The organism is Deinococcus sp. (assembly GCF_025362455.1).
Lineage (GTDB): Bacteria > Deinococcota > Deinococci > Deinococcales > Deinococcaceae > Deinococcus.
Genome location: NZ_JANYGJ010000103.1, coordinates 1 through 25,194 on the forward strand (window position 1 = coordinate 1; position 25,194 = coordinate 25,194).

The 25,194-nt window shown below is 65.2% G+C and carries 28 protein-coding genes; 9 read left to right on the top strand and 19 right to left on the bottom strand.

The annotated features are described in order from the left end of the window. From Q0R23_RS07825 to Q0R23_RS07855, 7 genes are all read right to left on the bottom strand, one after another. On the bottom strand, positions 1-1,478 hold a 1,478-nt coding region (locus Q0R23_RS07825), incomplete at its 3' end, for an acyl-CoA carboxylase subunit beta (protein ID WP_293911934.1). 525 nt (positions 1,479-2,003) lie between these two features. Beyond that, the gene (locus Q0R23_RS07830) at positions 2,004-2,192 is read right to left on the bottom strand and encodes a hypothetical protein (RefSeq protein ID WP_293911906.1); all 189 of its coding nucleotides are present in this window, start codon (positions 2,190-2,192) and stop codon (positions 2,004-2,006) included. 8 nt (positions 2,193-2,200) lie between these two features. Further along, positions 2,201-2,782: a xanthine phosphoribosyltransferase gene (xpt, locus tag Q0R23_RS07835; RefSeq protein WP_293911907.1), complete on the bottom strand. Its 582-nt coding sequence runs from the start codon at positions 2,780-2,782 to the stop codon at positions 2,201-2,203. A 389-nt stretch (positions 2,783-3,171) separates the two neighbouring features. Beyond that, complete coding sequence (locus tag Q0R23_RS07840) at positions 3,172-4,746, bottom strand: ABC transporter substrate-binding protein (RefSeq protein ID WP_293911908.1); 1,575 nt, start codon at positions 4,744-4,746, stop codon at positions 3,172-3,174. Between the two features lie 110 nt (positions 4,747-4,856). Beyond that, positions 4,857-5,777: an ABC transporter permease gene (locus Q0R23_RS07845; RefSeq protein WP_293911909.1), complete on the bottom strand. Its 921-nt coding sequence runs from the start codon at positions 5,775-5,777 to the stop codon at positions 4,857-4,859. A 50-nt stretch (positions 5,778-5,827) separates the two neighbouring features. Beyond that, positions 5,828-6,718 carry an ABC transporter permease gene (locus Q0R23_RS07850; protein ID WP_293911910.1) on the bottom strand — a complete coding sequence of 297 codons (891 nt, stop codon included), beginning with the start codon at positions 6,716-6,718 and terminating at the stop codon, positions 5,828-5,830. Between the two features lie 66 nt (positions 6,719-6,784). Then, a complete protein-coding gene (locus Q0R23_RS07855; RefSeq protein WP_293911911.1) occupies positions 6,785-7,696 on the bottom strand; it encodes a proline iminopeptidase-family hydrolase in 912 nt (303 codons plus the stop codon). 318 nt (positions 7,697-8,014) lie between these two features. Between Q0R23_RS07855 and Q0R23_RS07860 the strand changes: the two genes are divergently transcribed. Beyond that, positions 8,015-8,344, top strand: coding sequence for an HNH endonuclease (locus Q0R23_RS07860; protein WP_293911912.1), 330 nt, complete (start codon positions 8,015-8,017; stop codon positions 8,342-8,344). A 43-nt stretch (positions 8,345-8,387) separates the two neighbouring features. On the opposite strand, the gene Q0R23_RS07865 is transcribed toward Q0R23_RS07860, so the two are convergent. Further along, a complete protein-coding gene (locus tag Q0R23_RS07865; protein WP_293911913.1) occupies positions 8,388-9,677 on the bottom strand; it encodes a methyltransferase domain-containing protein in 1,290 nt (429 codons plus the stop codon). A 376-nt stretch (positions 9,678-10,053) separates the two neighbouring features. Between Q0R23_RS07865 and Q0R23_RS07870 the strand changes: the two genes are divergently transcribed. The 3 genes from Q0R23_RS07870 (at position 10,054) to Q0R23_RS07880 (ending at position 12,443) form a co-directional block, all read left to right on the top strand. After that, positions 10,054-10,224: a hypothetical protein gene (locus Q0R23_RS07870; RefSeq protein ID WP_293911914.1), complete on the top strand. Its 171-nt coding sequence runs from the start codon at positions 10,054-10,056 to the stop codon at positions 10,222-10,224. A 108-nt stretch (positions 10,225-10,332) separates the two neighbouring features. Next, complete coding sequence (locus Q0R23_RS07875) at positions 10,333-11,685, top strand: TrkH family potassium uptake protein (protein WP_293911915.1); 1,353 nt, start codon at positions 10,333-10,335, stop codon at positions 11,683-11,685. 98 nt (positions 11,686-11,783) lie between these two features. After that, the gene (locus Q0R23_RS07880; protein WP_293911916.1) at positions 11,784-12,443 is read left to right on the top strand and encodes a TrkA family potassium uptake protein; all 660 of its coding nucleotides are present in this window, start codon (positions 11,784-11,786) and stop codon (positions 12,441-12,443) included. 504 nt (positions 12,444-12,947) lie between these two features. Here the strand turns inward: Q0R23_RS07880 and Q0R23_RS07885 are convergent. The 5 genes from Q0R23_RS07885 to proS all read right to left on the bottom strand — a co-directional run bounded on the left by Q0R23_RS07885 (position 12,948) and on the right by proS (position 17,813). Continuing rightward, positions 12,948-14,477: an ATP cone domain-containing protein gene (locus tag Q0R23_RS07885; protein ID WP_293911917.1), complete on the bottom strand. Its 1,530-nt coding sequence runs from the start codon at positions 14,475-14,477 to the stop codon at positions 12,948-12,950. Positions 14,478-14,562: 85 nt separating this feature from the next. Continuing rightward, positions 14,563-15,243: a DUF1345 domain-containing protein gene (locus tag Q0R23_RS07890; protein WP_293911919.1), complete on the bottom strand. Its 681-nt coding sequence runs from the start codon at positions 15,241-15,243 to the stop codon at positions 14,563-14,565. 122 nt (positions 15,244-15,365) lie between these two features. Then, complete coding sequence (locus Q0R23_RS07895; RefSeq protein WP_293911920.1) at positions 15,366-15,713, bottom strand: hypothetical protein; 348 nt, start codon at positions 15,711-15,713, stop codon at positions 15,366-15,368. Beyond that, the gene (locus tag Q0R23_RS07900; RefSeq protein ID WP_293911921.1) at positions 15,697-16,143 is read right to left on the bottom strand and encodes a hypothetical protein; all 447 of its coding nucleotides are present in this window, start codon (positions 16,141-16,143) and stop codon (positions 15,697-15,699) included. The genes Q0R23_RS07895 and Q0R23_RS07900 overlap by 17 nt, the downstream gene beginning before the upstream one ends. A 203-nt stretch (positions 16,144-16,346) precedes the next feature. Continuing rightward, positions 16,347-17,813, bottom strand: coding sequence for a proline--tRNA ligase (gene proS, locus Q0R23_RS07905; protein WP_293911922.1), 1,467 nt, complete (start codon positions 17,811-17,813; stop codon positions 16,347-16,349). Positions 17,814-17,881: 68 nt separating this feature from the next. On the opposite strand from proS, the gene Q0R23_RS07910 reads away from it, so the two are divergent. From Q0R23_RS07910 to Q0R23_RS07925, 4 genes are all read left to right on the top strand, one after another. Continuing rightward, positions 17,882-18,628 (top strand): hypothetical protein, encoded by a 747-nt coding sequence (locus Q0R23_RS07910; protein WP_293911924.1) that lies wholly within the window; start codon positions 17,882-17,884, stop codon positions 18,626-18,628. 57 nt (positions 18,629-18,685) lie between these two features. Then, positions 18,686-18,841 (top strand): nucleotidyltransferase domain-containing protein, encoded by a 156-nt coding sequence (locus tag Q0R23_RS07915; protein WP_293911925.1) that lies wholly within the window; start codon positions 18,686-18,688, stop codon positions 18,839-18,841. 11 nt (positions 18,842-18,852) lie between these two features. Continuing rightward, positions 18,853-19,494, top strand: coding sequence for a nucleotidyltransferase domain-containing protein (locus tag Q0R23_RS07920; RefSeq protein WP_293911926.1), 642 nt, complete (start codon positions 18,853-18,855; stop codon positions 19,492-19,494). Positions 19,495-19,603: 109 nt separating this feature from the next. Beyond that, positions 19,604-19,870, top strand: coding sequence for a DUF2171 domain-containing protein (locus Q0R23_RS07925; protein ID WP_293911927.1), 267 nt, complete (start codon positions 19,604-19,606; stop codon positions 19,868-19,870). Between the two features lie 141 nt (positions 19,871-20,011). Here Q0R23_RS07925 and Q0R23_RS07930 read toward each other — a convergent pair whose 3' ends face one another. From Q0R23_RS07930 to Q0R23_RS07940, 3 genes are all read right to left on the bottom strand, one after another. Beyond that, complete coding sequence (locus Q0R23_RS07930) at positions 20,012-20,665, bottom strand: TetR family transcriptional regulator (RefSeq protein WP_293911928.1); 654 nt, start codon at positions 20,663-20,665, stop codon at positions 20,012-20,014. Between the two features lie 204 nt (positions 20,666-20,869). Further along, the gene (locus tag Q0R23_RS07935; RefSeq protein WP_293911929.1) at positions 20,870-21,400 is read right to left on the bottom strand and encodes a hypothetical protein; all 531 of its coding nucleotides are present in this window, start codon (positions 21,398-21,400) and stop codon (positions 20,870-20,872) included. A 79-nt stretch (positions 21,401-21,479) separates the two neighbouring features. Continuing rightward, positions 21,480-22,259, bottom strand: coding sequence for a hypothetical protein (locus tag Q0R23_RS07940; RefSeq protein ID WP_293911930.1), 780 nt, complete (start codon positions 22,257-22,259; stop codon positions 21,480-21,482). A 162-nt stretch (positions 22,260-22,421) separates the two neighbouring features. Between Q0R23_RS07940 and Q0R23_RS07945 the strand changes: the two genes are divergently transcribed. After that, positions 22,422-22,781, top strand: coding sequence for an MGMT family protein (locus Q0R23_RS07945; protein WP_293911931.1), 360 nt, complete (start codon positions 22,422-22,424; stop codon positions 22,779-22,781). 51 nt (positions 22,782-22,832) lie between these two features. On the opposite strand, the gene prmC is transcribed toward Q0R23_RS07945, so the two are convergent. From prmC to Q0R23_RS07960, 3 genes are all read right to left on the bottom strand, one after another. After that, positions 22,833-23,699, bottom strand: coding sequence for a peptide chain release factor N(5)-glutamine methyltransferase (gene prmC, locus Q0R23_RS07950; protein WP_293911932.1), 867 nt, complete (start codon positions 23,697-23,699; stop codon positions 22,833-22,835). 173 nt (positions 23,700-23,872) lie between these two features. Continuing rightward, positions 23,873-24,457 (bottom strand): R3H domain-containing nucleic acid-binding protein, encoded by a 585-nt coding sequence (locus Q0R23_RS07955; RefSeq protein ID WP_293911933.1) that lies wholly within the window; start codon positions 24,455-24,457, stop codon positions 23,873-23,875. 175 nt (positions 24,458-24,632) lie between these two features. Further along, positions 24,633-25,194 (bottom strand): DUF427 domain-containing protein (locus tag Q0R23_RS07960; RefSeq protein WP_366520404.1); only part of this gene is annotated, 562 nt, incomplete at its 5' end.

The following is a 25,194-nucleotide window of genomic DNA, read 5'->3' on the forward strand; positions in this document are numbered from 1 at the left end:
GCCTTGCCTTCCAGCATCTTGAAGGTGGCGATCAGCCTTGAGCGGGTGTCTTCCATCGGAATCACGTCGTCGATGTAGCCTTTGGCGGCGGCGGCGTAGGGGTTGTCGAAGGCGGCGCCGTACTCGCGGATTTTCTCGGCCCGCATGGCTTCGGGGTCGGGGGCGGCCTGAATTTCGCGGCGGTAGACGATGTTGGCCGCGCCCTGGGCACCCATCACGGCGACGGCGGCGGTGGGCCAGGCGTACACCACGTCGGCGCCCATGTCACGGCTGTTCATGGCCAGGTAGGCGCCGCCGTAGCTCTTGCGGGTAATCAGGGTGATTTTGGGCACCGTGGCCTCGGCGTAAGCGTAGAGCATCTTGGCGCCGTGCCGGATGATTCCGGCGTGCTCCTGCGCCACGCCGGGCAAAAAGCCGGTCACGTCCACCAGCGTCAGAATCGGGATGTTGTAGCAGTCGCAGGTGCGGATAAAACGGGCGGCCTTGTCGCTGGCGTCAATGTTGAGCGTGCCCGCCATGACCTTGGGGTTGTTCGCCACGATGCCCACGACCTGAGTGCCCAGATGCGCGTAGCCGCACAGGATGTTCCTGGCCCACTGCGGCTGAATCTCGAAGAACTCGGCGTCGTCGGTGAGCGCGTGAATCACGCTGTGCATGGCGTAGGGACGGCGCTGATCGGGCGTGACCAGTTCGAGCAGTTCCGGCGTCTGGCGGCTGGAGGGATCGGACGTTTCACGCGGCGGCGCCTTCTCGCGGGCGTTCTGGGGCAAAAAGCTCAACAGCTTGCGCACACCGTCGAGAACAGCCTCGTCGCCGTCGAATTCGAGGTGAGCCACGCCGCTCCTGCGGGTATGCACGTCGGCGCCGCCCAGCTCCTCGAAGGTGACTTCCTCGCGGGTCACGCTCTTGATGACTTCCGGCCCGGTGATAAACATGAAGCTGCTGCCCCGGCTCATCAGAATAAAGTCGGTCAGGGCCGGTGAATACACCGCGCCGCCCGCGCACGGCCCCAGCACGGCGCTGATCTGCGGCACCACGCCGGAGTAGGTGGCGTTGCGGTAGAAAATCTCGCCGTAGCCGCTGAGCGAGTCCACGCCCTCCTGAATGCGCGCCCCCGCCGAGTCGTTCAGGCCGATGATCGGGCAGCCGGTGCGGGCCGCCAGGTCCATGATCTTGCCGACCTTCTGGGCGTTCATTTTACCTAAGCTGCCGCCCAGCACGGTGAAATCCTGCGAAAACACGAACACCTGGCGCCCGGCGATGGTGCCGCTGCCGGTGATAACGCCCTCACCCGGCGCCTGCACACCGCCCATCAGCGCTCCGCCGCCGTGCTCGGTGAAGGTGCCGAATTCCAGGAAACTGCCGGGGTCGAGCAGGTAATCCAGGCGTTCACGGGCCGTCAGTTTTCCGGCGTCGCGCTGCTTTTGCTGGCGTTCGGGGCCACCACCCGCGTAGGCGGCGGCGCGGCGCTGCTCCATTTCGGCGATGAGTTCCTGGAGTTCGAGGTTGTGGGTCACGAGTGCAGTCTAGAGCGCTTGGGAGAAGGTGGTGGCTGGAGGTGCTTGAGTCGGGGACGTTGCGTTGCGTGAGGCTTCAGCGAGTTGCATATGCGTCGGCTTCCCAGCGGGCAGGCCCTTCATCGTGAGCGGACTGTCGTCATGAGCGGACTGTCGTCATGAGCGGACTGTCGTCATGAGCGGACTGTCGTCATGAGCGGACTGTCGTCATGAGCGGACACCCATGAGGGTGCCATTCCTCCCCATGAGGGTGCCATTCCTCCCCATGAGGACGCCCCCGCCCCGGTGGGGCGCCACTGGCCCCAGGTTCGGGGGGAGAGCAGGCGTGCCCAGCGCTCAAGCGTCGTCATCGGCGCTGCGCCGACCAAGACGGCGCGTCCGTTCACGACGAGTGCTTGCAGAGGGTCGGTGAGCGCAGCGAATGCCCTCATCCCTTCCCACTCCCCACTTCCCACAGGCCACACGCCACACGCCGCTCACCTGCCCCTACCTCAACTGCGCCAATAAACTCTGCGCCTGCTCGGCGACTTCGCTGTCGGCCATGACGCTGTAGTGGTCGGCCTGCATACCGCCGACGCTGGTAAAGTCGCGGCGGCCACCGCTCAGGGCGTAGCTGAGCAGGCCCCAGGCCGCGCCGATGAGGATGCCCAGCAGCAGACCGTCGAGCAGCAGCACCAGCAGGCTCAGCGCCCGGCCTGAACGACCACGCCATGTTTCTCACTCAACTCGATAATGTTCGCCAACGTGTGAATCGGCACGCTCAGGTCGGCCAGGTTCTCGCGGCCATGCTCGAAGGCTTTCTCGATGACGCAGCCCAGCCCCAGCAAGGTCGCCCCGCTGAGCGCAATCATCGTCGAGAGTGCCCGCAGGGTGCCGCCGGACGCCAGAAAATCGTCGATAATCACCACCCGGTCATCCGGCCCCAGAAACTCGCTGGACACGAACAGATCGACCACGCCGCCTTTGGTGCGGCTGAGCGACTGGGCGGTGAACGAGGGCTCCTTCATGGTGATCGGTTTTTTCTTGCGGGCGTAGACCATCGGCACATTCAGCTCGATGGCCGTCACCAGCGCCGGGGCGATGCCGCTGACCTCGATGGTCAGGATTTTGTTGGGCCGCAAGTCGCGGAAATACCCGGCGAAGACCACCCCCATCTCGCGGGTCAGGCTGGGCAGCAACTGATGGTTGACCAGCCCGTCTACCTTGAGAATGCCGCCGGGCAAGATGACGCCGTGTTCCTGAATGGCCGTTACGAGAGACTGCATGAGCCGCAGTGTAGAGCGTGCAGCCGGGGAAATGGCGGCTCAAGGCGGGCGTGTGGAGGCCAAAGTTCCGAGTCTTTGGGCAATCAACCCCTCTGCTGCGCGGCTGTGCGAGTCCGTCTATGCCCGCCTTCCCACTCCCCTAGAGCAGTACTCCGAATTACGCCATGGGGAAAACAGCCTCCCCGCGCCTCCATTCTGCGTCCTGCTCAGTTAAAACTACTCGCTCCGCTCGGTCATAAAAAGGGTCTTTTTATGACATCTGCTCTAAAGCAGTACTCCGAATTACGCCACGGGGAAAACAGCCTCCCCACGCCTCCATTCTGCGCCTTGCTCCGTCAACACTACTCGCTTTGCTCGGTCATAAAAAGGGTCTTTTTATGACATCTGCTCTAGTTGACGCTCCAGTCCTGATACACGTAGTTCCAGACCGGATGCACCGCCACGCCGCCAACGCGCGGGTTGGCGAAGTCGTACTGAACCGGGTTGAACAGCGGCGCCCAGGCGAAGTCGGCCAGGATCTGCTTTTGCACCTTCTGGTAGCCTGCCACCGCCTTGTCCATCGGCTGTCCGCGCAGTTTGGCGAGCTGGGCGTCCACGTCCGGGTTCTTGTAGCCCGACAGGTTGAAGCCGCCCGGCTGGTAGTAGCCCGACTCGAACAGCACATCCAGAAAGTCCGAGGGGTCCGGATAGTCCTGAGACCAGTTCGACAGCCCGATGGCCACGGCGCCCGGCGTGGTGATGGTGTTGATGTACTCGGCGTTGGGCAGCGCCTTGATGTTCACCTTGATGCCGATGGCCGCGAGCTGCTGCTGCGCGGCCTGCGCCAGCTTGGGAAACGGCTCGTCGGAGCTGGTGATGAAGGTCAGGTCGCCCTTATCGGTGTAGCCTGCCTGTTTCAGCAGCGCCTTCGCCCTGGCGACGTCCTGGGTTCCGGCGGGAATGCTGGGGTCGTAGCCGGGCAGCCCCGGCGCCAGAATCTGTCCGGTGACCTTGCCACGCCCGTTGACGAGCTGCACCATGCGCTTTTTATCTATCGCCAGGTTGACCGCCTGGCGCACCAGCTTGTTGTCGAACGGCGCCTTCTGGGTGTTCATGAACACGTAATAGGTGCCGACCTGCACCGAACTCGTGATGTAGGGCTTGTATTTGGGATCGCTGTTGACCGCCGCGAACTGGGCCGAGGGAATGCCGTTGCCCAGCACGTCCACCTGCCCGGTCTGGGCGCGCAGCAGCGAGACCTGTTCACTCAGGCCGAGCTGAAATTCCAGCGTCTCGATCTTGGCCGCCGTCGCCGGGTCGAAATACTTGGGGTTGCGGATCAGCGTCAGCTTCTGGCCCGGCACCCACGATTTGAACAGGAACGGCCCGTTACTGACGATGTGGTGCGAGAAGTCGGCGCCGTACTGCTCCACCGCCTTTTTCGGCACGGCGGAGGCGAAGGGTGTGGCCAGCACGTTCAGGAAGGTCCGGTCCGGTGACTTGAGCACAAACTGGATGGTGTACGGATCGATCACCTTGATACCGCTGACGGCCTTGGCCTTGCCGTCCACGAAGGCGTCGGCGCCGACCAGCCCGCCGAACCAGCCGCTCTTGCCGCCCTGGGGGGATTTGGTCTTGGGATTCAGGACGCGCTCGAAGGCGTACTTGAAGGCCGCCGCGTCGGTGCTTTCGCCGTTGGCGAAGGTGATGCCCTTACGGATCTTGAAGGTGTAGGTCTTGCCGTCCGGGCTGACGGTGCCCAGATCGGTGGCGCCCCAGGGCCTGAGCTTGGTGCCCGCGTCGTAGGTCAGCAGCGTCACGAACAGCGAGTGGATCACCGGCCAGTTCTGGGTGTCGTAGCCGATGGCGGGGTCCAGGCTCTGGAAGTCCGACGGGTAAGCGACGGTGACGGTCTTGCCCGCCGCCAGGGCCGGAGCGGACAGGGCGAGGGTCAGGGTGAGGGCAGCGGTCAGGATCTTCGTCATGGGTCGTCCTTTTTGCTCGTTCGCTCGAAATCGGTTGACTTGAAGTTGACTGGTGCTCAGGCTGGACGGTGTGCTCAAGCTGGACGGTGTGCTCAGGCTGGACGGCGTGCTCAGGCGGTGATGCGGGGATCGACCCAGCGGTAGACCAGATCGACGAGCACGTTGGCGACCACGATGCACAGCGCCGAAAACAGCACCGTGCCCATAATCATCGGCAGATCGATGTTCTGCACCGCCTGCCAGGCCAGCGTGCCGATGCCCGGCCAGCCGAACACCTGCTCGGTAATCAGCGCCCCGCCCAGCAAGACCCCCAGGTCGAGGGCCGTCATGGTGATGAGCGGGCGCAGGGCATTTTTCAGGGCGTGCCTGAGCATCACCCGGCCCGGCGAGACGCCCTTGGCCCGCGCCGTGCGGATGAAGTCCTCGCCCAGCACTTCGAGCAGGCTGGCGCGGCCCACGCGGGCGTAGTACCCGGCCCCGGAGAGCCCCAGCGTCAGCGCAGGCAGAAACAGGCTGATCGGCCCGCCCTCGGCCCCGCCCAGCGGAAAGACCGGATACAGATAGCCAAAAACGTACAGCAAGATGATGCCCAGCCAGAACGACGGCACCGCCAGCGTCAGCAGCACGAAGGTGCTGGCCAAAGCGTCCACCGCCCGCAGCCTGGTTGCGGCGGCCAGCAGCCCCACCGAGGCCCCGATCAGCACCTCGAAGGCCAGCCCGGACAGTGCCAGCGCCGCCGTGTAAGGAAAGCGCTCCAGAATGGTCGGCAACACCTGCTGCTCGGTTTTGTACGAGCGGCCCAGGTTGCCGCGCAGGGCCTGGCCCAGGTAGCGCCCGTACTGCACCGCGAACGGCTGGTCGAGCCCAAGCTGGCGCCGGATGCCCGCCACCGTATCCACCGAGGCGTTGGGTCCGGCGATCATCCGGGCCGGGTCGGCGGGCACCTTGTAGCCCACGAAGAAGGTCAGCAGCGACGCCAGCAGCAGCACGGCCACGCTCCACAGCACCCGGCGACCCAGGAAGCTCAGCATCTCAGCTCACCCTTCAATCTACCCTTCTTCATCTCAGTCTACTTTTCATCTCAGTCTACCTTCCGGCCACTCTTGGGATCGAGCGCACTCTGAAGCCCGTCGCCGAGCAGGTTGAAGGCCAGTACAGACAAGCCCAGGAACACGCCGGGGAAGATGACCAGCCAGGGACTGACGGTCAGGTACTGGGTGCCGTCGGCGATCATGTTGCCCCAGTCGGGCGTGGGCGGCTGGACCCCGATGCCCACATACGAGAGCGCCGCCACGAACAGCACGGTGGTCGAGAAGTTGAGCGTGCTGTAGACCGTCACCAGGCCCAGAATCTGCGGCAGGGCGTGCCTGAAGATGATCCGGGCGTCGCTGGCGCCCAGCGCACGGGCCGCCTCGATGTACTCGCGCCGCCGCACCGAGAGCAGCTCAGCCCGGATGACCCGCGCCAGGTAAAACCACGACACGCCCCCGATCACCCCGATGATGACCCCGATGCCGGGGCGCAGCACGGCGGCCAGAAAGGCGGCCAGCAGCAGCACCGGAAAGCTGATCAGCACGTCGGTCAGGCGCATAATCAGAGTATCGAGCAGCCCGCCGAAGTACCCGGCCAGCGTGCCCAGCACCAGGGCGACGGCGGTGGCGATCAGGTTCGAGAGCAGCGCGATGGTCAGCGAGGTGCGGGTGCCGAACAGCAGCCGGGCGCACAAATCTCGGCCCAGCGCATCGGTGCCGAAGATGAATCCCTGGCCGGGCGGCAGCGGCGCCCCCAGCTCGGATAGGCCGTCAGGGTACTGGGTGACCGGATCGTGGCCGGAAAGCCAGGGCGCCAGGAGGCAGATCAGCAGTAGCGCGGCGGTGATGACCAGCCCCAGCACCGAGCCGGGTTGACGCCGGAAACGCCGCCACAGTGCAAACGAGGCGAATGGACTGCTCAGGGACGGTCTGGACGGCACGGCAACGCTCAATGGCAACCTCGCGGGGCGAACAAAGCGGAAACGGGAACGCAGGGCGGCGCGGGCTTATCCCGGTTGTCGGGCGGTGAGCCCACGCTCTGTATCGGCCAGGAAGCTCCTCAGAGACGCGAAGTAGCTCTGCGGATCGTCCCACATGCTCAGGTGGCTGCCCGCCTCGGCGATGTGAACCCGGCTGCCCGGAATGCGGCGGCCCATCTCCTCGATGTCTGCCGGGTTCATCGAGTCGTGTCGGCCCACCGTCAGCAGGGTCGGGACCACGATCCGCTGGAGGTCGGCCCAGCGGTTCCAGTCGGCGAAATTGCCGGTCACCACGAACTCGTTGTCGCCCTGCATGGTGTTGTACACAGGCAGCGCCATGTGCCCGAACATCCGCTGCACCGGCTCCGGCCAGGGCAAGCTGCGGCAGATGTGCAGGTTGTACAGCCGGGTCAGCAGCGCCTGGTAGTCGGGTGCGGCGTAGTCGCCCGCCGCCTCGTAGCGCTTCATGGCGGCCACGTCTTCCGGCGCCATTCGCTCGCGCAGCTCGCCCAGGTAGCTCACGTACGACCCGATGCTGGCGGTCATGTTGCTGATAATCAGGCCCCTGAGACGCGACTGGTACTTCAGCGCGTACTCGATGCCCAGCATCCCGCCCCAGGACTGGCCGAACAGGTAAAACTGCTCCAGGCCGAGCGCGGCGCGGACCTGCTCGACCTCCTCACGGAAGCGCTCTACGTTCCACAGCGCGGTGTCGCCCGGCTGATCGGAAAAGTACGAGCCGAGCTGATCGTAGTAATAAAAAGTGTACTCGTCGGGCGAGAGCTGGTCCTCGAAGCACTCGAAGTACTCGTGGGTGCAGCCAGGGCCGCCGTGCAGCAGCAGCAGCACGATGGGACCGTGCCCGACCTTGCGGGTCCAGACCTGGTATCCGCCGTCAATTTCGATGTGCCGAACCGCCGCCTCACTCGCCTGGATCATGGACCACTCCGGGGATCAGCACTGAGAAGAAAGTCGCAAGTTGTGCATCCGACCAGCACCGGATTCAGGGCACGGCAACCGGTCCGCATCTGAATGTGAAGGATGGTAACGCAGTTTGTCATAATCGTCAACTAAAGACCGTTTTATTTGCGAATGACTTAGGAAAGTAAGAATTCTTACGATGCACTTCGAGAACACGTCCATTGCGTGTGATCTGGGCGCAGGTCAACTGGCGGTCCGGTTTACTCACTGTTGCCGGGCCGCTCCTGAACTCCCTGCCCCGCCCTCCCCACTCCCCACAAGCCCTATTCTTCTCGCATGGCCCGCAAAACCCCGTCCACCTGGCCCGAACCCCTCCCCGAAGCCGAAGCCCTGGTCTGCGCCCTGTGCGCCCGCGAGGTACTCACGCTAACCCAGCACCACCTGACGCCCGTGTTGCAGGGCAAACGCCGGGGCCTGAAAGTGCAAGACCTGCCCACCGTGGGCTTTTGCGCAGGCTGCCACGGCTACGTGCATACCACCTTCAGCCATCACGACCTGGCCGGTCCCTACAGCAGTCTGGAAGCCTTGCAGGAACATGAAGGCGTCATCAAGTTCGTGGCCTGGGTCCGCAAACAGCCGGTGGGCAAGGCGATCAAGGTGAAGTGAGTCCGGCTCATCCCCGCTGTTTCCGCGCACCAGCCGCCCACCCTCAGTTGCGGCTGAGCAGATACGCTTTGGGGTGGTGCCCACCGCTGTAAACCTGAAACAGCTCGTGGGCGTGCCAGCGGTCTTGCTCGGCGATCAGGCGCTCGAAGAGTTTGAGTTCGTGGGTCAGCACCACCAGACGGCCCTGGCGCGAACACAGCCGGTGCATCTCGCGCAGAAAGGCGGTGTAGAGCGCCTCGTTGCCGCCCGGCACGGTGATGGCGTCGCCCCAGGGCAAATCGGCCACGATCAGCTCGAAGCTGCGCGGAGGCAGGCCGGTATTCAGGGCGTCCACCTCGGCCACCTCGATCTGGCGGCCCGCCGCCTGGATGTTCTGCTGAGCGCAGCGCACGGCGGCGGGGTCGTTGTCCACGCCCACCAGCGCCGCGCTCGGCCCCAGCAGATCGCGCTCGATGAGCAGAGTACCGCTGCCGCTCATCGGATTGAAGATGCGGTCTGCCTCGCGCACCCCGGCCAGCTTGAAGATGGCGTAGGCGATGGTGGCGTTCAGGCCCCCGGCCATGTTGCACGCCCGCCAGGCCCGCGCCGACAGCGGCCTGGGCGTCAGGCGGGCCAGCACGTCCCAGCCTTCCTCGAAAGGGGCTTCCGGCGCGGCTTCCTGCTCCTCCTCGTCCCAGCTCTCCGTCGGCGCCGGGTCGGCGTCGCGCAGCCAGCGCGGGGGCGCTCCGGTGCGGGCGGCGCCCCGACCACCACCCTGATAATTGGCCCGGCTGTTGCGTTCACCGTGCGGCGAGGGGGCGCGGCGCTCCTCTTCCCGCTGTCCGGGCGGCGGGGCCACCACCTGGCGGTTGGGATTCTCGGTGGGGCGCAGGCGGATGAGCAGCTCGCCCTCGTCGGGGAGGTGCGGGATGCCCAGCGACGTTTCAAGTTCCTCGGCCAGACGGCGCATGGTCGAGGACTCGCGCCCGGCGGCGCTGAGGCGAAAGCTGCCGTGGCCTCCGTAGGCGATCACCGGCAGCAGAAAAGCGCTGAGTTCACCGAGTTGCTGATGGCCCAGCAGGGCTTTGGGGCGCGGCACATCGAAGGTCTTGATGCGGTACACCGCCACGCTGCCGCGCAGCCGGGTCAGCCGGGTCGGGTCGCCGGGAAACCAGAAGCGGCTGCCGCGCTGGTCACGCACGCCGGGCACCTGTTTGAGTTCTTCTTGCGCCACCGCCTCCAGGCCGTCCAGCGCCTCGGTCTCGTATTCGGCGCCGGGGCCGCTGGGACCACTGGGGCGTTTGCTGGGGCGATGACTAGAGCGGCGGCTGGTCTGGGGGGAAGGGCGCGGCATGACTGGACAGTATAGAGCCTGTGGCGGGGCAACACAGAGCCTGCGGCGGGGCAGCACAGAGCCTGCGGCGGGGCAACACAGGGCCTGCGGCGAGCCGTCAAGCGGCGACCAGATCGACTGTGCCGCGCCAACTTGTGATAACCTCTGCTCACTCAGGGACACGGCCCATGCTCCAGCTCTGGAGCGTTCCTTCACCAAGGCCGCCGCATTTGATTTGAGATTAAAGATGTCCTTGTCAAGCTTTAGCTGCTGACAACGCTGCACAGAGCAGCCTCTTCACTCGTTTTCCTGACCGGGCCGCAGCCGATTTTTGCCCGCACCAAGGCTGATGAACATGTTTAGATGTGATGTTTGCCTTCAGCCTCAGGGCGCTGGCGTGCCGAGTGTACTGGTTCCCGTTCAGACCCGCGCCGTGACGTATCCGAGACGCGAAAAGATATACCCACCGCTGCCGGGCCAGGGCGAGCGCCGCCGCGACGACCCCGGAGGCGCAGGCTTCGAGACGGTGCGCGAACGCCGCTGCTGCCCCGCTTGCGCCCGGCAGTGAGGGTCTGCCTGGACGTCAGCCTCTATTCTGGCGCTGTGAATTGGTCTGGCGCGGCGAACTGGTCTGGCGCGGTGAACTGGTCTGGCGCTGTAGACTGGCCGCGCTGCCATGCGACGTTCCCCACTCACCCGCCTCACTCCGCCGCAACTGATCGCGCTGTCGTTTGCCCTGGCCTCGCTGCTGGGCGCCGGGCTGCTGTCGCTACCCATCACCCACCAGCCGGGCAAGCAGCTCGATTTCGTGCAGGCGCTGTTCATGTCGACCAGTGCGCTGTGCGTGGCCGGGCTGGGCGTGGTCGATCCGGGTTCCACCTTCAATACGCTGGGCCAGGTGGTGCTGCTCTCGCTGATCCAGATCGGCGGGCTGGGCATCATCACCTTCGGGACGCTGTTTTCGGTGTTGCTGGGGCGGCGCATCAATTTTGCGCAGCGCATCCGGCTGGCGCAGCAGGTCTCGGCCTTCGGCGTGGGCGGGGTGGTGCCGCTGATTCGCAAGATCTTCGTGTTCACCCTGCTGGCCGAACTGCTCGGCACGGCGCTGCTGGCCATCCGTTTCGTGCCGCAAGAAGGCTGGGGCCGGGGGCTGTACTTCGCGCTGTTTCACGCCGTCAGCGCCTTTAACAACGTCGGATTCAGCCTCTATCCCGACAACCTGATGCGTTTTGTGAACGATCCGCTGATCTGCCTGGTCATCAGCGCCCTGATTATCCTGGGCGGCATGGGCTTTGCCGTGCAGATCAACGTGCTGGCGCACTGGCGCCGCCCCCGCACCGAGCGGCTGCTGGTCCACAGCAAAATCGTGCTGAGCGTGATGGCCGCGCTGCTGCTGATCGGCACGCTGCTGATCTTGCTCTTCGAGCATGCCAACCCCGCCACGCTGGGGCCGCTGCCCTGGGGCAGCAAAATTCTGGCCAGCTTCTTTCAGAGCGTGGTGGCCCGCACCGGGGGTTTCAACACCCTGGACTACTCGCTGATGGCGTTGCCGACGCTGTTTATCACCATCATCCTGATGTTCATCGGCGCCAATCCGGGGTCGACCGGCGGCGGCATCAAAACCAGCACCTTCTACGTGATGCTGACCTCGGCCCTGACCCTGGTGCGCGGGCGCGGCGATCCGGTCACCTTCCAGCGCCGCATCCACCGCGACACCGTGATCCGGGCCATGACGGTGGGGCTGCTGAGCCTGGGGCTGGTCAACACCGGGCTGCTGCTGATGCTGTGGGCCAATACCAGCAAGCAGCTTTCGTTCGTGAGTCTGTTTTTCGAAACCGTCAGCGCCTTCGCCTCGGTGGGCGTGAGCATGAACGCCACACCGCTGCTCAACAGCCCGCAGCAACTTATCCTGATCGCGCTGATGTACTTGGGGCGCATCGGGCCGCTGACCTTCGCGGTGGCGATTGGCGATCATCAGGAACATCAACTCATCAAGTATCCGCCTGAACGGGATATTCTGATTGGCTAGCCACTCTTGTAAGACCAAGGCACCAAACCGCATCATCGGTCATTCCAAATCAAACAGCCCCTCATTTCACTCAAATCCCTACCCAAATCGAGGTCCATATGAAAGCCAAACAATGCCTGGTGATCGGGCTGGGCCGCTTCGGTACGGCAGTCGCCACCACCTTATATGAAATGGGCCACGAAGTCGTCGCCGTGGACAAAAGCAGCGAAAACGTGGAGCGGGTCATGAACCTGGTCAGCCACGCCGCCATTCTGGACGCCACCGACGAGCGGGCGCTGCGTTCGGTGGGGGTGGCCGATTTCGACGTGGTGGTCATCGCCATCGGCCTCGACGTGCAGGCCAACATCCTGTGCACCATGAACGCCAAGGCCCAGGGGGCGCGGCAGGTGGTCTGCAAGGCCATCGACGAAATGGCCCAGCGCGTGCTGGAGCGTATCGGCGCCGACCAGGTGGTGCGCCCTGAGCACGATATGGGCGTCCGGCTGGCCCGCCAGATCGCCACGCCCAACCTGGTCGATACCCTCGACCTGGGCAGCGACCACGCCGTCACCGAAATCGAGGCCAACGAGCGCCTGGTGGGCAGCCTGGCCAGCCTCAACCTGACCCAGCGCTTCGGCGTACAGGTCGTGGCGGTGGGCCGCAGCGGACAGTTGGTCATCAGCCCCTGCGCCGAGGAGGAACTGCGCCCACGCGACAAACTGGTCCTCATCGGCGCCACGCGGGCGCTGGATGAGTTGAGACGGTTTTTAGGCGGGTGAGAACGGTTCTGGGGGGAGTCGGCGGGGTGTTTTTCGAGTTGAAGACTTGCCGGGTATGACCCCTCTGCTGCGCAGCGAATAGGCCCGGTAGGTGCCGCTCTGTTCAAGACTCTCTACGGGTCCGCCCCTTTCTTCGAGGTGTTCCACTCCGGGGCACCTCCCCTTGAAAGCGCTAAAGAGCGACTGGGCAAATGTTTTCGGCTGCCTTTTGAGGGCTGGGTGATGCACGCAAGTCTCTCATCTTCGTTGCTACGCCGACTTTCGCCAGATGTCTTTTTTCTTGAACCGCGCTGGGAGAGCGTTTGCGCTACCCCTCTCCCAGCCTCTCCCGCAGGGGGAGAGGAGCTAAAAACGCTGTGTTTATCGGTGTCGCTAAGTTTATGAGAGAGATACGTGCGTCACTGAGCATTGAGGGGGGCTCCCGCGTAGCAGGTGGGGGTTGTATCCGGCCACTGGCGAACCTCAGCACGCCCACACCCCCACATTCGCCAACTCGGCGCGCCCTCAGTCTTCCAGGTCCGGTGCGGCGGCGACCCCGGCGGGCACTCCAGCGCTGGTCTGGGTTTTGGCGGCCAGGAGCGACTCCTCCTGGCCCAGCAGGTCGCGGCGCTCCTGAGCCGACAGCTCGGCCAGCACGCGGGCCATCACCACGTCCACGGCCTGATCGGCGGATTCGTCGAGTGACAGGCTGTCTAAGGTCGGCACACCCAGGCGCAGCGCCAGGTCTTCGAGGTCGCGCTGCATGGCCCTGATTTCCTGAAAGTAGCGCATGTAGCGGTGCAGCGGGCGGCTGTGGCTGGTCTGGGTGTCGCGCGACTGGAAATGGTGGCGGTGCTCCTGCTCGCCTTGCAGGGTAATCAGCATGGGAATGACGATGGCGCCGTGACGGGCGCCCAGGTAGCCGGGCACCAGATGCACGCCTTCGAGCACCACGCTCATGCCCTCCTCGATGCTGCGGCGCACCACGGCGTCCAGGCCCACGCTGACCTGCTGGACCTGCTCGCGGAAGCCCGACAGCAGCGCCTCGGTGCTGGGGTGCTCCGGCATCGGCGCGTTGGGGTCGGCCAGCGCTTCCCAGGCGTTGAACGTCGAGGCGTGCAGCGTCGGCAACAGCGCCGGGGAGACCATCGAGCGCATCACCTCGCGGATGCTGTCGGTGCTGACCACGCGGGCGATGCCCAGCCGGTAGGCGATCTCGGCGGCCAGGTAGCTCTTGCCGGTGCCGCTGACCCCGCCCAGCAAGATGACCAGCGGGCGCGGCGGGTGCCGGATGACCTGGAGGAGCCGGTAGCGGGCGGCCACCTCCGGCCCCACCTCACTTTCCAGGAGTTGTTCTACTTTGTCGCGCACGGCCCGGCGCTCGATGAGGCGGTCCTCGGCGCCCCGGAGCTGGCGCTGGGTGGTGCGGGCCACCTTGCGGGCCGAGTCGGGCGGCACCCCGGCGGCCAGCAGCGACTGCGTTAAGATGCCCTTGGAAAACGGCGTGGGCGCCTCGCCGCCGCTGCCGACCACGCCCAGACGGCCCTGATTCTCGCGCAGGAAGCGGTAGGTCTGGCGCAACTCCTCGCCGTAGAGTTCAGACAGGCTGTGCTCGATCACCTCGTCGATGGCCGCCGCGCTCAGGGTTCGCACGCCCTGAAGGCGCAACATCAGGTCGATGCGGCTGGCCGCCTTGTAGGCCTCGCGGGTCGGCAGGCCGGTGTCTTCCAGGCTGCGGGCCAGCACGCCGCGTGAAAACGGCAGGGCACGTTTTTTGGTCACCACCATGATCTCTTCGAAGGGGGCGACCTGAGCGGCCACCGCGCTGGCCAGCTCAGGCGTGCCCACCGCGCGGGCGACCTCTATTACCACGTCCTTGAGTTCGTCCGCCGACACCGAGGCCCGGCGCTCAGAGCGGAGCTGGGCCTCGACCCGCCGCGCCACCGCCGACGACAACTCCGGCGAGGCGCCCGCATTGAGCAGCGCCTCGGCCACCAGGCCCCGGCTGAACGGCCACTGGCGCCCGGCACTGCCGATCTGGAGTTCCCGCGTCACCGGGGCATTCTAGAGCATCTGTCCAAATGAGGCGCTAAGAGGAGGCTCACCGCCGCACCGACCGGGCCGCACCGACCGGGCCGCGCTACGACAGCAGGCTGCTGGTCACGCTGATCGCCAGCGCGATGATGACCACGCCGTAGACGTAGGAGAGCAGGCCGTGATTGATCGCCAGGCGGCGGATACCCTGCTGATCTATGCTGGTATCCGAGACCTGATAGGTCATGCCCATGGTGAAGGCGAAGTAGGCGAAGTCGAGGTAGTCGGGCTCAGGCGTGCCGGGAAACTCCACGCCGCCCTCCGGCGACTCGTAGAACAGGTGGGCGTAGCGAAACAGGTAGACCGTCTGAATCAGCAGCCACGACAGGCTCACGCACAGCACGCCACCGCCGATCAGCAGCCCTTCGAGCAGCGCCTGGTCCTTGAACGCCTTGGCCTTGGAGAGCGCCAGCACCACCCCGACCAGGCTCACCAGAGCCGCGACCAGCACGATGGCGCCCGACAGGTGTTTGCCGTTGTCCTCTTCCTGGGCGAGCTGACGAATCCAGTCGGCATCGACCCGCCAGATCACCTGCCAGGCGAAGACCAGGTAGGTGATGGCAAAGCCCAGCCAGCCGCACAGGAAGCGCAGTTCCCAGGGCACGCCCCTGAGCAGCAGCCCAGCCAGCCCACCGATCAGCAGCCCGGTGCCCAGCGAAACCATCAGGCGCAGCGGAGCCCGCACGTGCAGGCTGGTGAGCTTCTCCACCTTGGACGCGGCGCTCATGAAGTCAGTCTCATGGAAGTCAGTCTCATGGAAGTCGGCCTCATAGCCATCAGCTTCATAGCCGTAAGCATAGCCGCGCCCGGTCGATCACAGGATGAAGCGCTACCGGGCGTGAAGAGCAGCTAAGGATCTTGCCAGTACCGCACCGGCTTGCCCCCTGACCGGGCATACTCGATTTCCCGGCGCGTGCTCTCGCCGATGTAGCCGCCCACGTCGATGACCAGCACCTCATCGGCCAGCTCGATTTTGTGGGCGTGCAGACGGGCCAGGCGGATCAGGGCCAGCTCCCGCTCGGCTTCCGGCAGATGCGCCAGTGCCGCCGCGTCCGGCGTGCGGTGGCTGCCGATGCTCAGCACGATGTTGCCAGAGAGCGTTTCCGCCAGGCTGGCCGCGTCGAAGGCTTCCAGAAAGCGCGTGCTGCCGCACAGGCAGACGATGGTGGGACGGGGCGAGTCAGGCGGCGTCGTCATAGATGAAGTCGTCCGGGGGCATCTGGAAATACGTCACGGTGATGAGCCACTGGGCGAACATGGCGGTGAGGATCAGGGCCAGATCGAGTAGTGACTGATCCTTGACGAAGAGTAGTGACTGATCCTTGACGAAAAGGTAAAGCAGGCTGACCACAAAGTAAGCGGCGAGCGTTTCGAGTGCCGATCTCAGCAGGTTAATGTGGCACCAGAAAGCTACCGAGTAGGCGAAGAAGAGAGGGATGTGGAATATCATGGCGAATAGCACCGGATCCTTGTTTTGGAAAACAAAGTGTGAATGGAGAACAATACTAGTGGTTATCGTTACCGGGAGACCAAAGCTAAAAATCCGGCGTCTCGTGTGCAAATTTTCGCCAAAGAGAACAAAGGCCAGGAGAAAGCTGAGCAATATGGCCCAACCGACGATCAGCATTCAACACCTCCCGTTTGCCTTCGTGAATATCATGACCTTGAGCTGAGATTTGAGTTTTCACCAGCAGGTGGCCTGGTTGCTTTGGACGCTTGCCCCTCGCTTTCACAGCGAACCCCTGACAGTGGACTCAGCTTTGGTGGCCCCAGGCTCAGGGGCGGCCCTTCGCCTCTCTTGACCGCACCCGACGTAGGCTTAAGCCGCTCTCAGTACTGCCGCCCGAAGATCACCCGTTTGCCATACGCCGCCGGTTTGCCGGTATGCACGCAGACGCCCTCTTCCTTCTCGGCAAAAAACTCGGCGTCGTCGAGCGGGACGTTGCGGGCGGTGGCTTTGGTGTCGTCCTTGATGGCCTTCTCACTCTCCGGATCGCCGCAGTGGAAGGCGCGGACCCATTTGCCGCTTTCGATGGCCGCCTTGAACTCGTCGTAGCTGTCCACCGTGACGGTATTTTCGAGCATGAAGTCGGTGGCGCGTTGGAGTAATTCAGCTTGAATGCCGTCCAGGCGGGCTTTGATGCCGCCCACCACCTCGGCGCGGGGCAGGGTCTCCTTGTCGTCGCCCGTGCGGTTTTTGACGACCAGCACGCCCGATTCCAGGTCGCGGGGGCCGAGTTCGATGCGCACGGGGACGCCCTTGAGTTCCCAGTCGTTGTACTTGAAGCCGTTGGTCACGCCGTCGCGCCTGTCCACCTTGACGCGCACGCCCTGCGCCTTAAGCTCGGCGGCCAGCTTGTCGCCTTCCGCCACCATCTCACCGAAGTTGTCCTTGCGGCCAATCGGGATAATCACCACCTGGGTCGGGGCGATGTTCGGCGGCATCATCAGGCCCTTGTCGTCGCCGTGGGTCATAATCAGGGCGCCGATAATCCGGCTGGAAATGGCCCAGGAAGTCGTGTGGGCGAACTCCTCCGCCTGAGCCGCCGTCTGAAACTTGACGTTGAAGGCCCGGCTGAACTTCTGCCCCAGGTAGTGACTGGTGCCCGACTGGAGCGCCTTGCCGTCGCGCATCATGCCCTCAATCGAGAAGGTGGAGACGGCCCCGGCGAAGCGCTCGGACGCCGTTTTCTCGCCGCGCACCACCGGCAGGGCCAGAATGTCGCGGCAGAAGCGGTGGTACAGGTCCAGAATCATCCGGACCTCGGCCTGGGCTTCTTGCTGAGTGGCGTGGGCGGTGTGGCCCTCGTGCCAGTAGAACTCGCTGGTACGCAAAAACGCCTTGGTGCGCAGCTCGGCGCGGAACACCGAGCCCCACTGGTAATGCAAAAACGGCAGGTCGCGGTACGAGTTGAGCCAGCCGCTCCACATGTGCCCGATGATCGTCTCGGACGTGGGCCGCAGCACATACGGCTCGGCCAGCACCTCGGTGCCGATCTTGTTGACGGTGAACAGCTCCGGTGCGAAGCCCTCGACGTGATCGGCCTCGCGCATGATGAAATCCATCGGGATCAGGGTCGGGAAGATCAGCGACTCGTGATCGGCGGCCTTGAACTCGTCGTCGAGCCAGCGCACGATGCGCTCCCACAGCGCCGAGCCGTAGGGCTTGACCACCATCGCGCCCGCCACCGGGCTGTTGTCGGCCAGATCGGCTTTCTTGACCACTTCGTTGTACCAATCGTTGAAATCCACGCTCTGGGGCGTGACGCCGTATTGCTGGGCCTTCTTGTCGGTCATGGGGTGCATGGTAGCAAGCCGGGTCGGGGCGGCGCATAGGCTAGCTGAACGGAGCACTAATATGGGATATGGCCCAATACCCGCAGATCTTCGCCTTACTAGACATTGAGCGGGCCATGCAGGGACTAGCTGCGAGAACCCAAATGGACCCGGAAGAACCCGGCTGGGTCTCGCACGAATGCACTTTAAGGCGCCGTTTGAGCGAACTTGCCCAGACTTTACCAGGCGATTTGAATTGGATACACGCCCTGACCGATGCGCCTACCCAGCCAGGTGACACGCGGGAAATCGAGACGCACATCGGAGACGGACAGACTGAGGCGCACTACCGCTCCGGATCGTGGCTACGTTTCAGCAACATGTATTCGCCTGCGGTGCCCCTGCATCAACGTCAGCGCCGCGTCCTGGCCCTGATAACGTTCGAGGGCCATAAGAACATGCTCGTCCTGGCGACGAAGGATAGGCCCTATCAAGCCATTCTTGAACTTCTGGACTTTCTCCAGCCAGTCTACGCTTGGGTGACGAACGATTGGGAGGACCCCAGCGAGCCTCAGTTCATCGCAAAGGCTTTGCGCTACCCGCACACCTCTGCTTTCTTCGGCCCTGAGCTGACTCGCCGCATCCCCGCGCATCTACTCAACCCTACCAACGGTTTCTCTCATATCGAGCGGATTAGGAAAAGCATATGGATAACCGTAGAAGGTGAGTCTGGTTACCTGTGGGACTTCTTGCAAAGTGAAGAATTCCAGCGTCACTGTGCAGCTTGTGATCGCGTGACCGACTTCCTCAAGCTTGTGCCTGGCGATATGTCTTAATGGGGCTAGATTGCCCTTACCCACTCTCTGACGCGCTCCAGGCCGCAGACGAGGCCCATGTCTGAGCCCGACTTCATCTCCCCCATCGCAACTCGACTGTCCGAGATTCCCGGTGTGCAGGCCGTCGTGCTGGGCGGTTCACGGGGATGGGGCGCCGCTCAGCCGGATTCTGATTATGACCTGGGCTGTACTACGAGCGGGAACAGCCGTTAGACCTGGCGGCCTTGAATGCGCTGTGCCGCGAACTGGACGACTCCGGCACGGCGCAGGCGACCCCGCCGGGCGGCTGGGGACCGTGGGTGGACGGCGGCGTCAACCTGACCGTGCAGGGCGTGCGGGTGGACTTCATCTACCGCGAGTTGGGGCGCGTGAGGCAGAGCGTGGAGGACGCGCAGGCCGGGCGAATCAGCCTCCATGCCCAGACGGGGCACCCCCACGGCATTCACGGGCACCACTACGCGGCGGAGCTGGCGACCTGCCGGGTGCTGTCGGGTCCGCTTGGGCGGCTGGAAGCATGGAAAGCATCGCTCAGGCCCTATCCAGACGCTCTCCGGGTTGCCTTGATCGCCCACTACGGCTGGCAGAGCGGCTTCTGGCTGGACGGCTTCGCGGCAAAGGGCATCAAACGCGGCGACCTGGCTTACATCCAGGGCTGCACCTTCCGGGCGGTCACGGCGATGGTCCAGATGCTGTGCGCCCAGGCCGGAGTCTGGCTCACCAACGAAAAGGGAGCGCTGGCGCTGGCCTCGGCGGTGCCGGGGGCGCCAGCGGAGTTCGCGGACCGGGTGGGCGCCGCGCTTTCCGTCTCCGATCTGGACGCCCTGAGAACGCTGAGTCGGGAGAACGCTGAGCCGGGAGAACGCTGAGCCGGGAGGTCGGCGCGGCCACTGGTTAAGCTAACTCGCTAGAGACTCGCAACGCCGCCTTGGGCCTCTCCACACATGAAGTCAGGGTGGCCGGGCGTAACCTGCGCTCATGACCAATTCCGATATGAGCCAGGTCGACACCGCTATGGAGAGAGAACTCCGCGCCAGCATCACCGAGCACCTCCAGATCAAGGACGCCAACGGCGAGCACGTCGGCACGGTGGACCATCTCGACGGTGACCGCATCAAGCTGACCCGCACGGATAGCAGCGACAACAAGCACCACTACATCGCCCTGAGTGACGTGAAAAGCGCCGACGGTGTGGCCGTGTACCTGCAAAAAGCCCGCGCCGATCTCAAAATCAAAAGCGAGTAACGAGCGAGTCGCAACGGTTTCAAGAAGGGTCGCCATCTTGACAGGGCGACCCTTGATATTGCCTCAATGGACCATCTCGATTCGAGCAACATGAAGGCTCCCGCACTTTCATGACGGGAGCCTTCATTCTGTACAGGCGTTTCAGCTCGTCTGGGTCTGCAAATAGTTCAGCAGCGCCCGCAGCGACATGTTCATCTCCTGCTCAAAATCGACCACCAGGGGCCTCAGTTCCGGGTGAAACAGCAGGGTGCGGTGGGCGGGGGTTTCTTCGGTGAGGTGCTGCCAGCCCACGCACAGCGCGTCGGTATGCACCAGCACGCGCATGGCGGTGTCGTAGGGGTAGGGCAATCTGGGCGCGGTGGCCTGCATGAGTGAGAGCACCTGCCGCCGGAAGTTCAGCGCCAGCTCACTGCGCTCCAGCACGCCGCCGAGCAGCAGTTGCAGCCTGCGCATGGCCTCGTAGCCGCGCAGCGACTCGGTAATCAGGTCGGCGACCTCGTCGGGGGTTTTGGGTTGCCGCTCGTCGAGCAGGGTGTTGAGGTGGGTAAACCAGGCCTGGTAGTGCTCCGAGAGCAGCGCCAGAAACAGTTCTTCCTTGGTCTCGAAGTACAGATACAGCGTACCTTTGGCGAGCTGAACCTCACGGGCGACCTGATTCATGCTCAGGTCGGCGTAGGGCGTGGTGGTCCATAGCCGCTCGGCGGCGCGGAGAATATCGCCGCGCCGCACGAGTTTTTCCTCTGGGCTGCGGGCACGGGCGGGGCGAGTGACTTGACCGGACATCTGACTGGGCATCTGCCTGACCCTACAAGGCAAAGCCTACCGCGTCTATGAAACGCTTCACCTTTCAGCCGGTATTCCCTGGGAAAAATTGTAGGTTGAAGGCAACTGACCGGTGGTATAGCACTTTTGGGTCGGTTTATTGCCAATATTGTTTGCCCGGACACTATTGTCACACCGACCATCCCAGCGACCATCCCAGCAGCCGGGCCGGGCGGCTCAGCCCAGGCGCTCATCGGTCGGCTGGCCGTCGCTGCTGTCGGGGCTGCCCTCGCTGAAAAAGGCTTCGCGGGCCACGTTCAGGTCACTGGCCGCCTCGCGCAGTCGCTCGCCCAGGGCGGCCAGCGCCTCACCGTCTACCGCGAAGGCGTCGTCGCCGCTCAGGCGGCTGCTGGGGTCGAGGCGGCGCAGCAGCAACTCACCGCCCCCGTTCTCGAAGCGCACGCCCCAGTTGGGCGCGTCTTCGGGATACAGGAAGTCGGTGCTCTGGCCCGCCTGGACCTGTGTCACGGCGTAGCGCAGGGCCGCCGCGTTCGGCACGAAGGTCTTGATGACCTCGCGCTGGCGTTCGGGGTCTTCAGGCCACTGCACCACCCGGACCTGAAGCACCGGCCCGCGCTCAGGCGTGTCGATATCGGGATTGGGCGCGGCGGCGATGTCCACGCTGTAGGGCACCGGCACGGCTTCGGTGCGCTCGATGCTGCCCGAAATCAGCCGGGCGGGAACGCGGTGGGTCGCGGAGGTGTCCATGCCGCCACGCTACGCGCCGGGTGTGGGCGGGCGGGTAAGCCGGGCTTTCAGGGCCGACCCCGGAGTGCTGGGCAAACGTTTACCTGTTCTGAAGGGTCGTGAGCAGGTGGGCGCGGGCGCCGATCTGGAGATGCCCGGCCAGTTCACGGGCCAGGGTCAGGGCGCCCGGCAAATCGGCAGGAAGCGCCTGAACCTGCGAAATTCGCCCGGCCCAGGGTTCCAGATACCGCTCGGCCAGCCGGGTCGGCGCCCGGAACAGGGGCGTTCCCAGGTTCAGGGCGGCCAGGTGCAGGGCGGCCAGGTGCAGCAAACCGCCGCGCACCCAGACCAGCAGTTCGGCGGCTCGCAACCGTTCACCGCGCCGCGACACGGCGTCGGCGAAGACCAGCCAGTTCAGCAGCCGGTCATAGCTGAGCTGCGCCGCGCCCGGCGTCCAGGCGGGACCGGCGGCCCACTCGCCCAGCACCCGGCGCAGATGCCCGTCGGTGTCTTTAATCGACATGGCATTGATGTCGGCGTGGGCATTCGGCCAGCTCAGCACTTCGTCCAGGCTGGATGGTGGCGCCACGTGCAGCTCAATGCGGCAGAGTTCCGGCGTCACGGCGTTGGGCGTCCCGAAGTCGTTCACGACGTAGAGCAGCAGCGGTGTCAGCGCTTCCAGAAAGGCGCGGACGTCGAGCGTTTCGTCCGTGTAGGCGTAGTATTCCAGGTCGCTGAACTCGTCGGCCAGCCGTCTGTCATCGGTGTTCGGGCCACGCAGCGTCTGGGTGCGGCTGCCGTAGGCCAGGGCGTAGGCCACGCGAGGACCGGCATTCAGCGCCCCCCGGATGCGGGCGTCGAGTTGATCGAGGGTGGGCATGTCTCAGGGTACGGGCCATCGGGACTAGAGCAGATGTCATAAAAAGGTCTTTTTATGACCGAGCGGAGCGAGTAGTTTTGACTGAGCAGGACGCAGAATGGAGGCGCGGGGAGGCTGTTTTCCCCGTGGCGTAATTCGGAGTACTGCTCTAGACTGACCGTTATGCTTAGCCCTCTCCCCGACGAGGCGACCCTGAAACAGCGCGTACTGGCGCTCTTGGCCCGCATTCCGCCGGGGCGGGTTATGACCTACGGCCAGCTCGCCCTGCTGGCCGGGCACCCCGGCGCGGCGCGGCAGGTCGGCTACGTCATGAACGGCCTGATGAACGGCACCGAGTTGCCCTGGCAGCGCGTCATCAATGCCCAGGGCGCCGTCAGCACCGACAAACTGGGCTTCGGCGACGTGCAGCGCGGCCTGCTGGTGGCCGAGGGCGTGGTGTTCGGCGCCAGCGGCAAATGCGACCTGAAAGCGCGGCAATGGTGGCCGGATGAGGCGGCGCCGGAGCAGCAGAGTTTGTTCTGAAGCGTCTCGTCTGGGGCAAATTTCAGCTCAGGACGCTACCGGAGCGGCGAACTAAACGCCCAGCCGCCCTTCCAGAAACCGTGCCCGACCCGTCAGGTCCGAATGCACCCGCACACGCCAGCCTGCGCCCATCAGCTCGGCGGCCAGCACGCCCACGTTGCGCGGGTCGAGTTCGAGGAGCATCACGCCGCCCGGTGCCAGCACACCGCTCGCCTGATTCACCAGCCGCCGCGCCAGGTCCAGACCGTCCGGGCCGCTGTAGAGCGCCAGCGCGGGGTCGAAGCGCACTTCCGGCTGGGCGCCGGGTTCGTCCGCCGCAGGCAGGTACGGCGGGTTGCTGACAAGCAGATCGTAGGGGCCGCGCAGCCCGGTCAGCAGATCAGCCTGGACGAAGCTCACCGCCAGGCCGTTCAGGGCCGCGTTCCGGGTCGCCAGCGCCAGGGCCGGGGCGCTGACATCGCTGGCGGTCACGGCGGCGTCAGGGCGGGCCTGCTTGAGCCCCAGCGCCAGGGCGCCCGTGCCGGTGCCGACATCGAGAATGCGGGGGCCGACCAGGTGCTTCGCGGCGTCCAGGGCCAGCTCCAGCAGCACCTCGGTTTCGGGCCGGGGAATCAGGGCGTCCGGCGAGACGTGCAGGTTCAGCCCGGCCCACTCGACCACGCCGAGCAGGTGCTGGAGGGGTTGCCTGGCTTCCCGGCGGCGGGCCAGCGCCTCCAGACGCCGCGTCTGCTCGGCGCTGAGCACCTGGGCGGCGCGAATGACCAGGCCGGTTGTGTCCAGCGCCGTCACGAGCCCCAGCAGCTCGCGGGCGTCCACTTCGGGCGAGGGTAGTCCGGCCAGCCGAAACCGGGCCGCCAGTTCACGCCAGGCGGCCTGAACGGTCAGGCTTGAGGAGCTGGCGGGTGATGGCTGGGTCATTACCTCGACCAAGCGGCCAGGCCCGGTAGGTGCGGCCAAGCGTCCTCACGGACGCTGCCCTGGCCAAGACGCCGTTTTGACCAGGAGCGGGAGTAGCCAGGAGTGGCTGGGCGCGCAAGTGGAACGCATTCGGGTGCTGTCCTGGGACGCGCGTAACTGTCGCCGCCAGCCACTTATGAGGGGTGGTCGGTGCGGGGCAAGATCACCAGATGGCGGCCCTGGCCCTCCCCCACCGACTCGGTGGTGACCAGCGCGTGATCCTTGAGGGCCACGTGAATGACCCGGCGCTCGGCGGGCGACATCGGCTGAAGCTCGTGGGGCTCGCCGGTCTTGGCGACCTGCACGGCCAACCGCTCGGCCAGCTTGCCGAGGTTGTCGGCCTGGCGCCGCTTGAAGCCGCCCGCATCGACCCGCACCCGCAGATCGCTGCGCCCGGCGTGCTTGGCCAGCACCGCGTAGGCCAGCACCTCGATGGCGCCCAGGGTCCGGCCATCACGCCCGGCCAGCTTGACAGCCCGCTCGCCACCGATCTCGGCCTCCAGCGCCTCGCCGCTGTCGTGGACAGTCAGGGTCAGGTCGCTGCCGAGGTGGGCGATGAGGCCCTGCATGAAGTCCTCGAAGACGGCCAGGGGGCTCTGGTTCGCCTCTGACAGCGGCGACAGCGCAGATTCGGTCAGCAGTTCTACAGGCGGCGGCGCGGCGTCTCCCTCACTGATGCCCAGTCCGGCCAGGTAGTCGTCGAGGTTCTTGGTGTCCATAACCTGAGTTTAGCGCCCCGGAGCTGACACAGACCTGTCAGCCGCAGATGATGAGCGCCGGACGCACAGGGCCGCGCTGACCTGGGGATGATCCACAGGCGCGTGGCTGAGAGGGCCGTGCCTGACAGCTTGACCGGCTAGACGCCTCTGCCTTCACCAGCCCACGCTGCCGGTATCACCAGCCCACGCTGCCGGGCACGCCCTTGAACGGCCCGACGATGTCTGCCGTGATCCAGCCGCCGTAGAACTCGCCCGGCTGCGGCGTGACCACCTCACCGGCCACCTGGCACTCGTCCACGCGCCCGGCGTAGAGGGCGACGTATCCGGCCATCCCAGCAAAGGCGGACGTGGGGCGCTCGTAGCTCCAGGCGGCGCGTTCGGCCACCTGGCCTGCGGCGCTCAGGGTCCAGTAGCTCGCCGCGCCCTTGAATTCGCACATGCTGCTGCCGCCCGCCCGGCTGATGACGCCCGGCAGGAAAGCGTCCGGCGGCAGGTAGTAACCGGGCGGATGCGAGGTTTCCAGCACCCGGAAGGCCTGCTGCGTGCTGCGTGCGGTATCGGCGATCAGCTCGCCGCCGAGCCAGACCTGAAGCCGCCTGGGCGTGCGCTCCAGCCTGGGTGGGCGCGGGTAGGCCCAGACGGATTCCTGGCCGGGCTGGGTGGGTAAGGGCGTGGGGTGAGGCATGGCGCCAGTCTGGGCCGGATGCGGGCGGGCGGCTGTAGGAGGAGGCGCAATC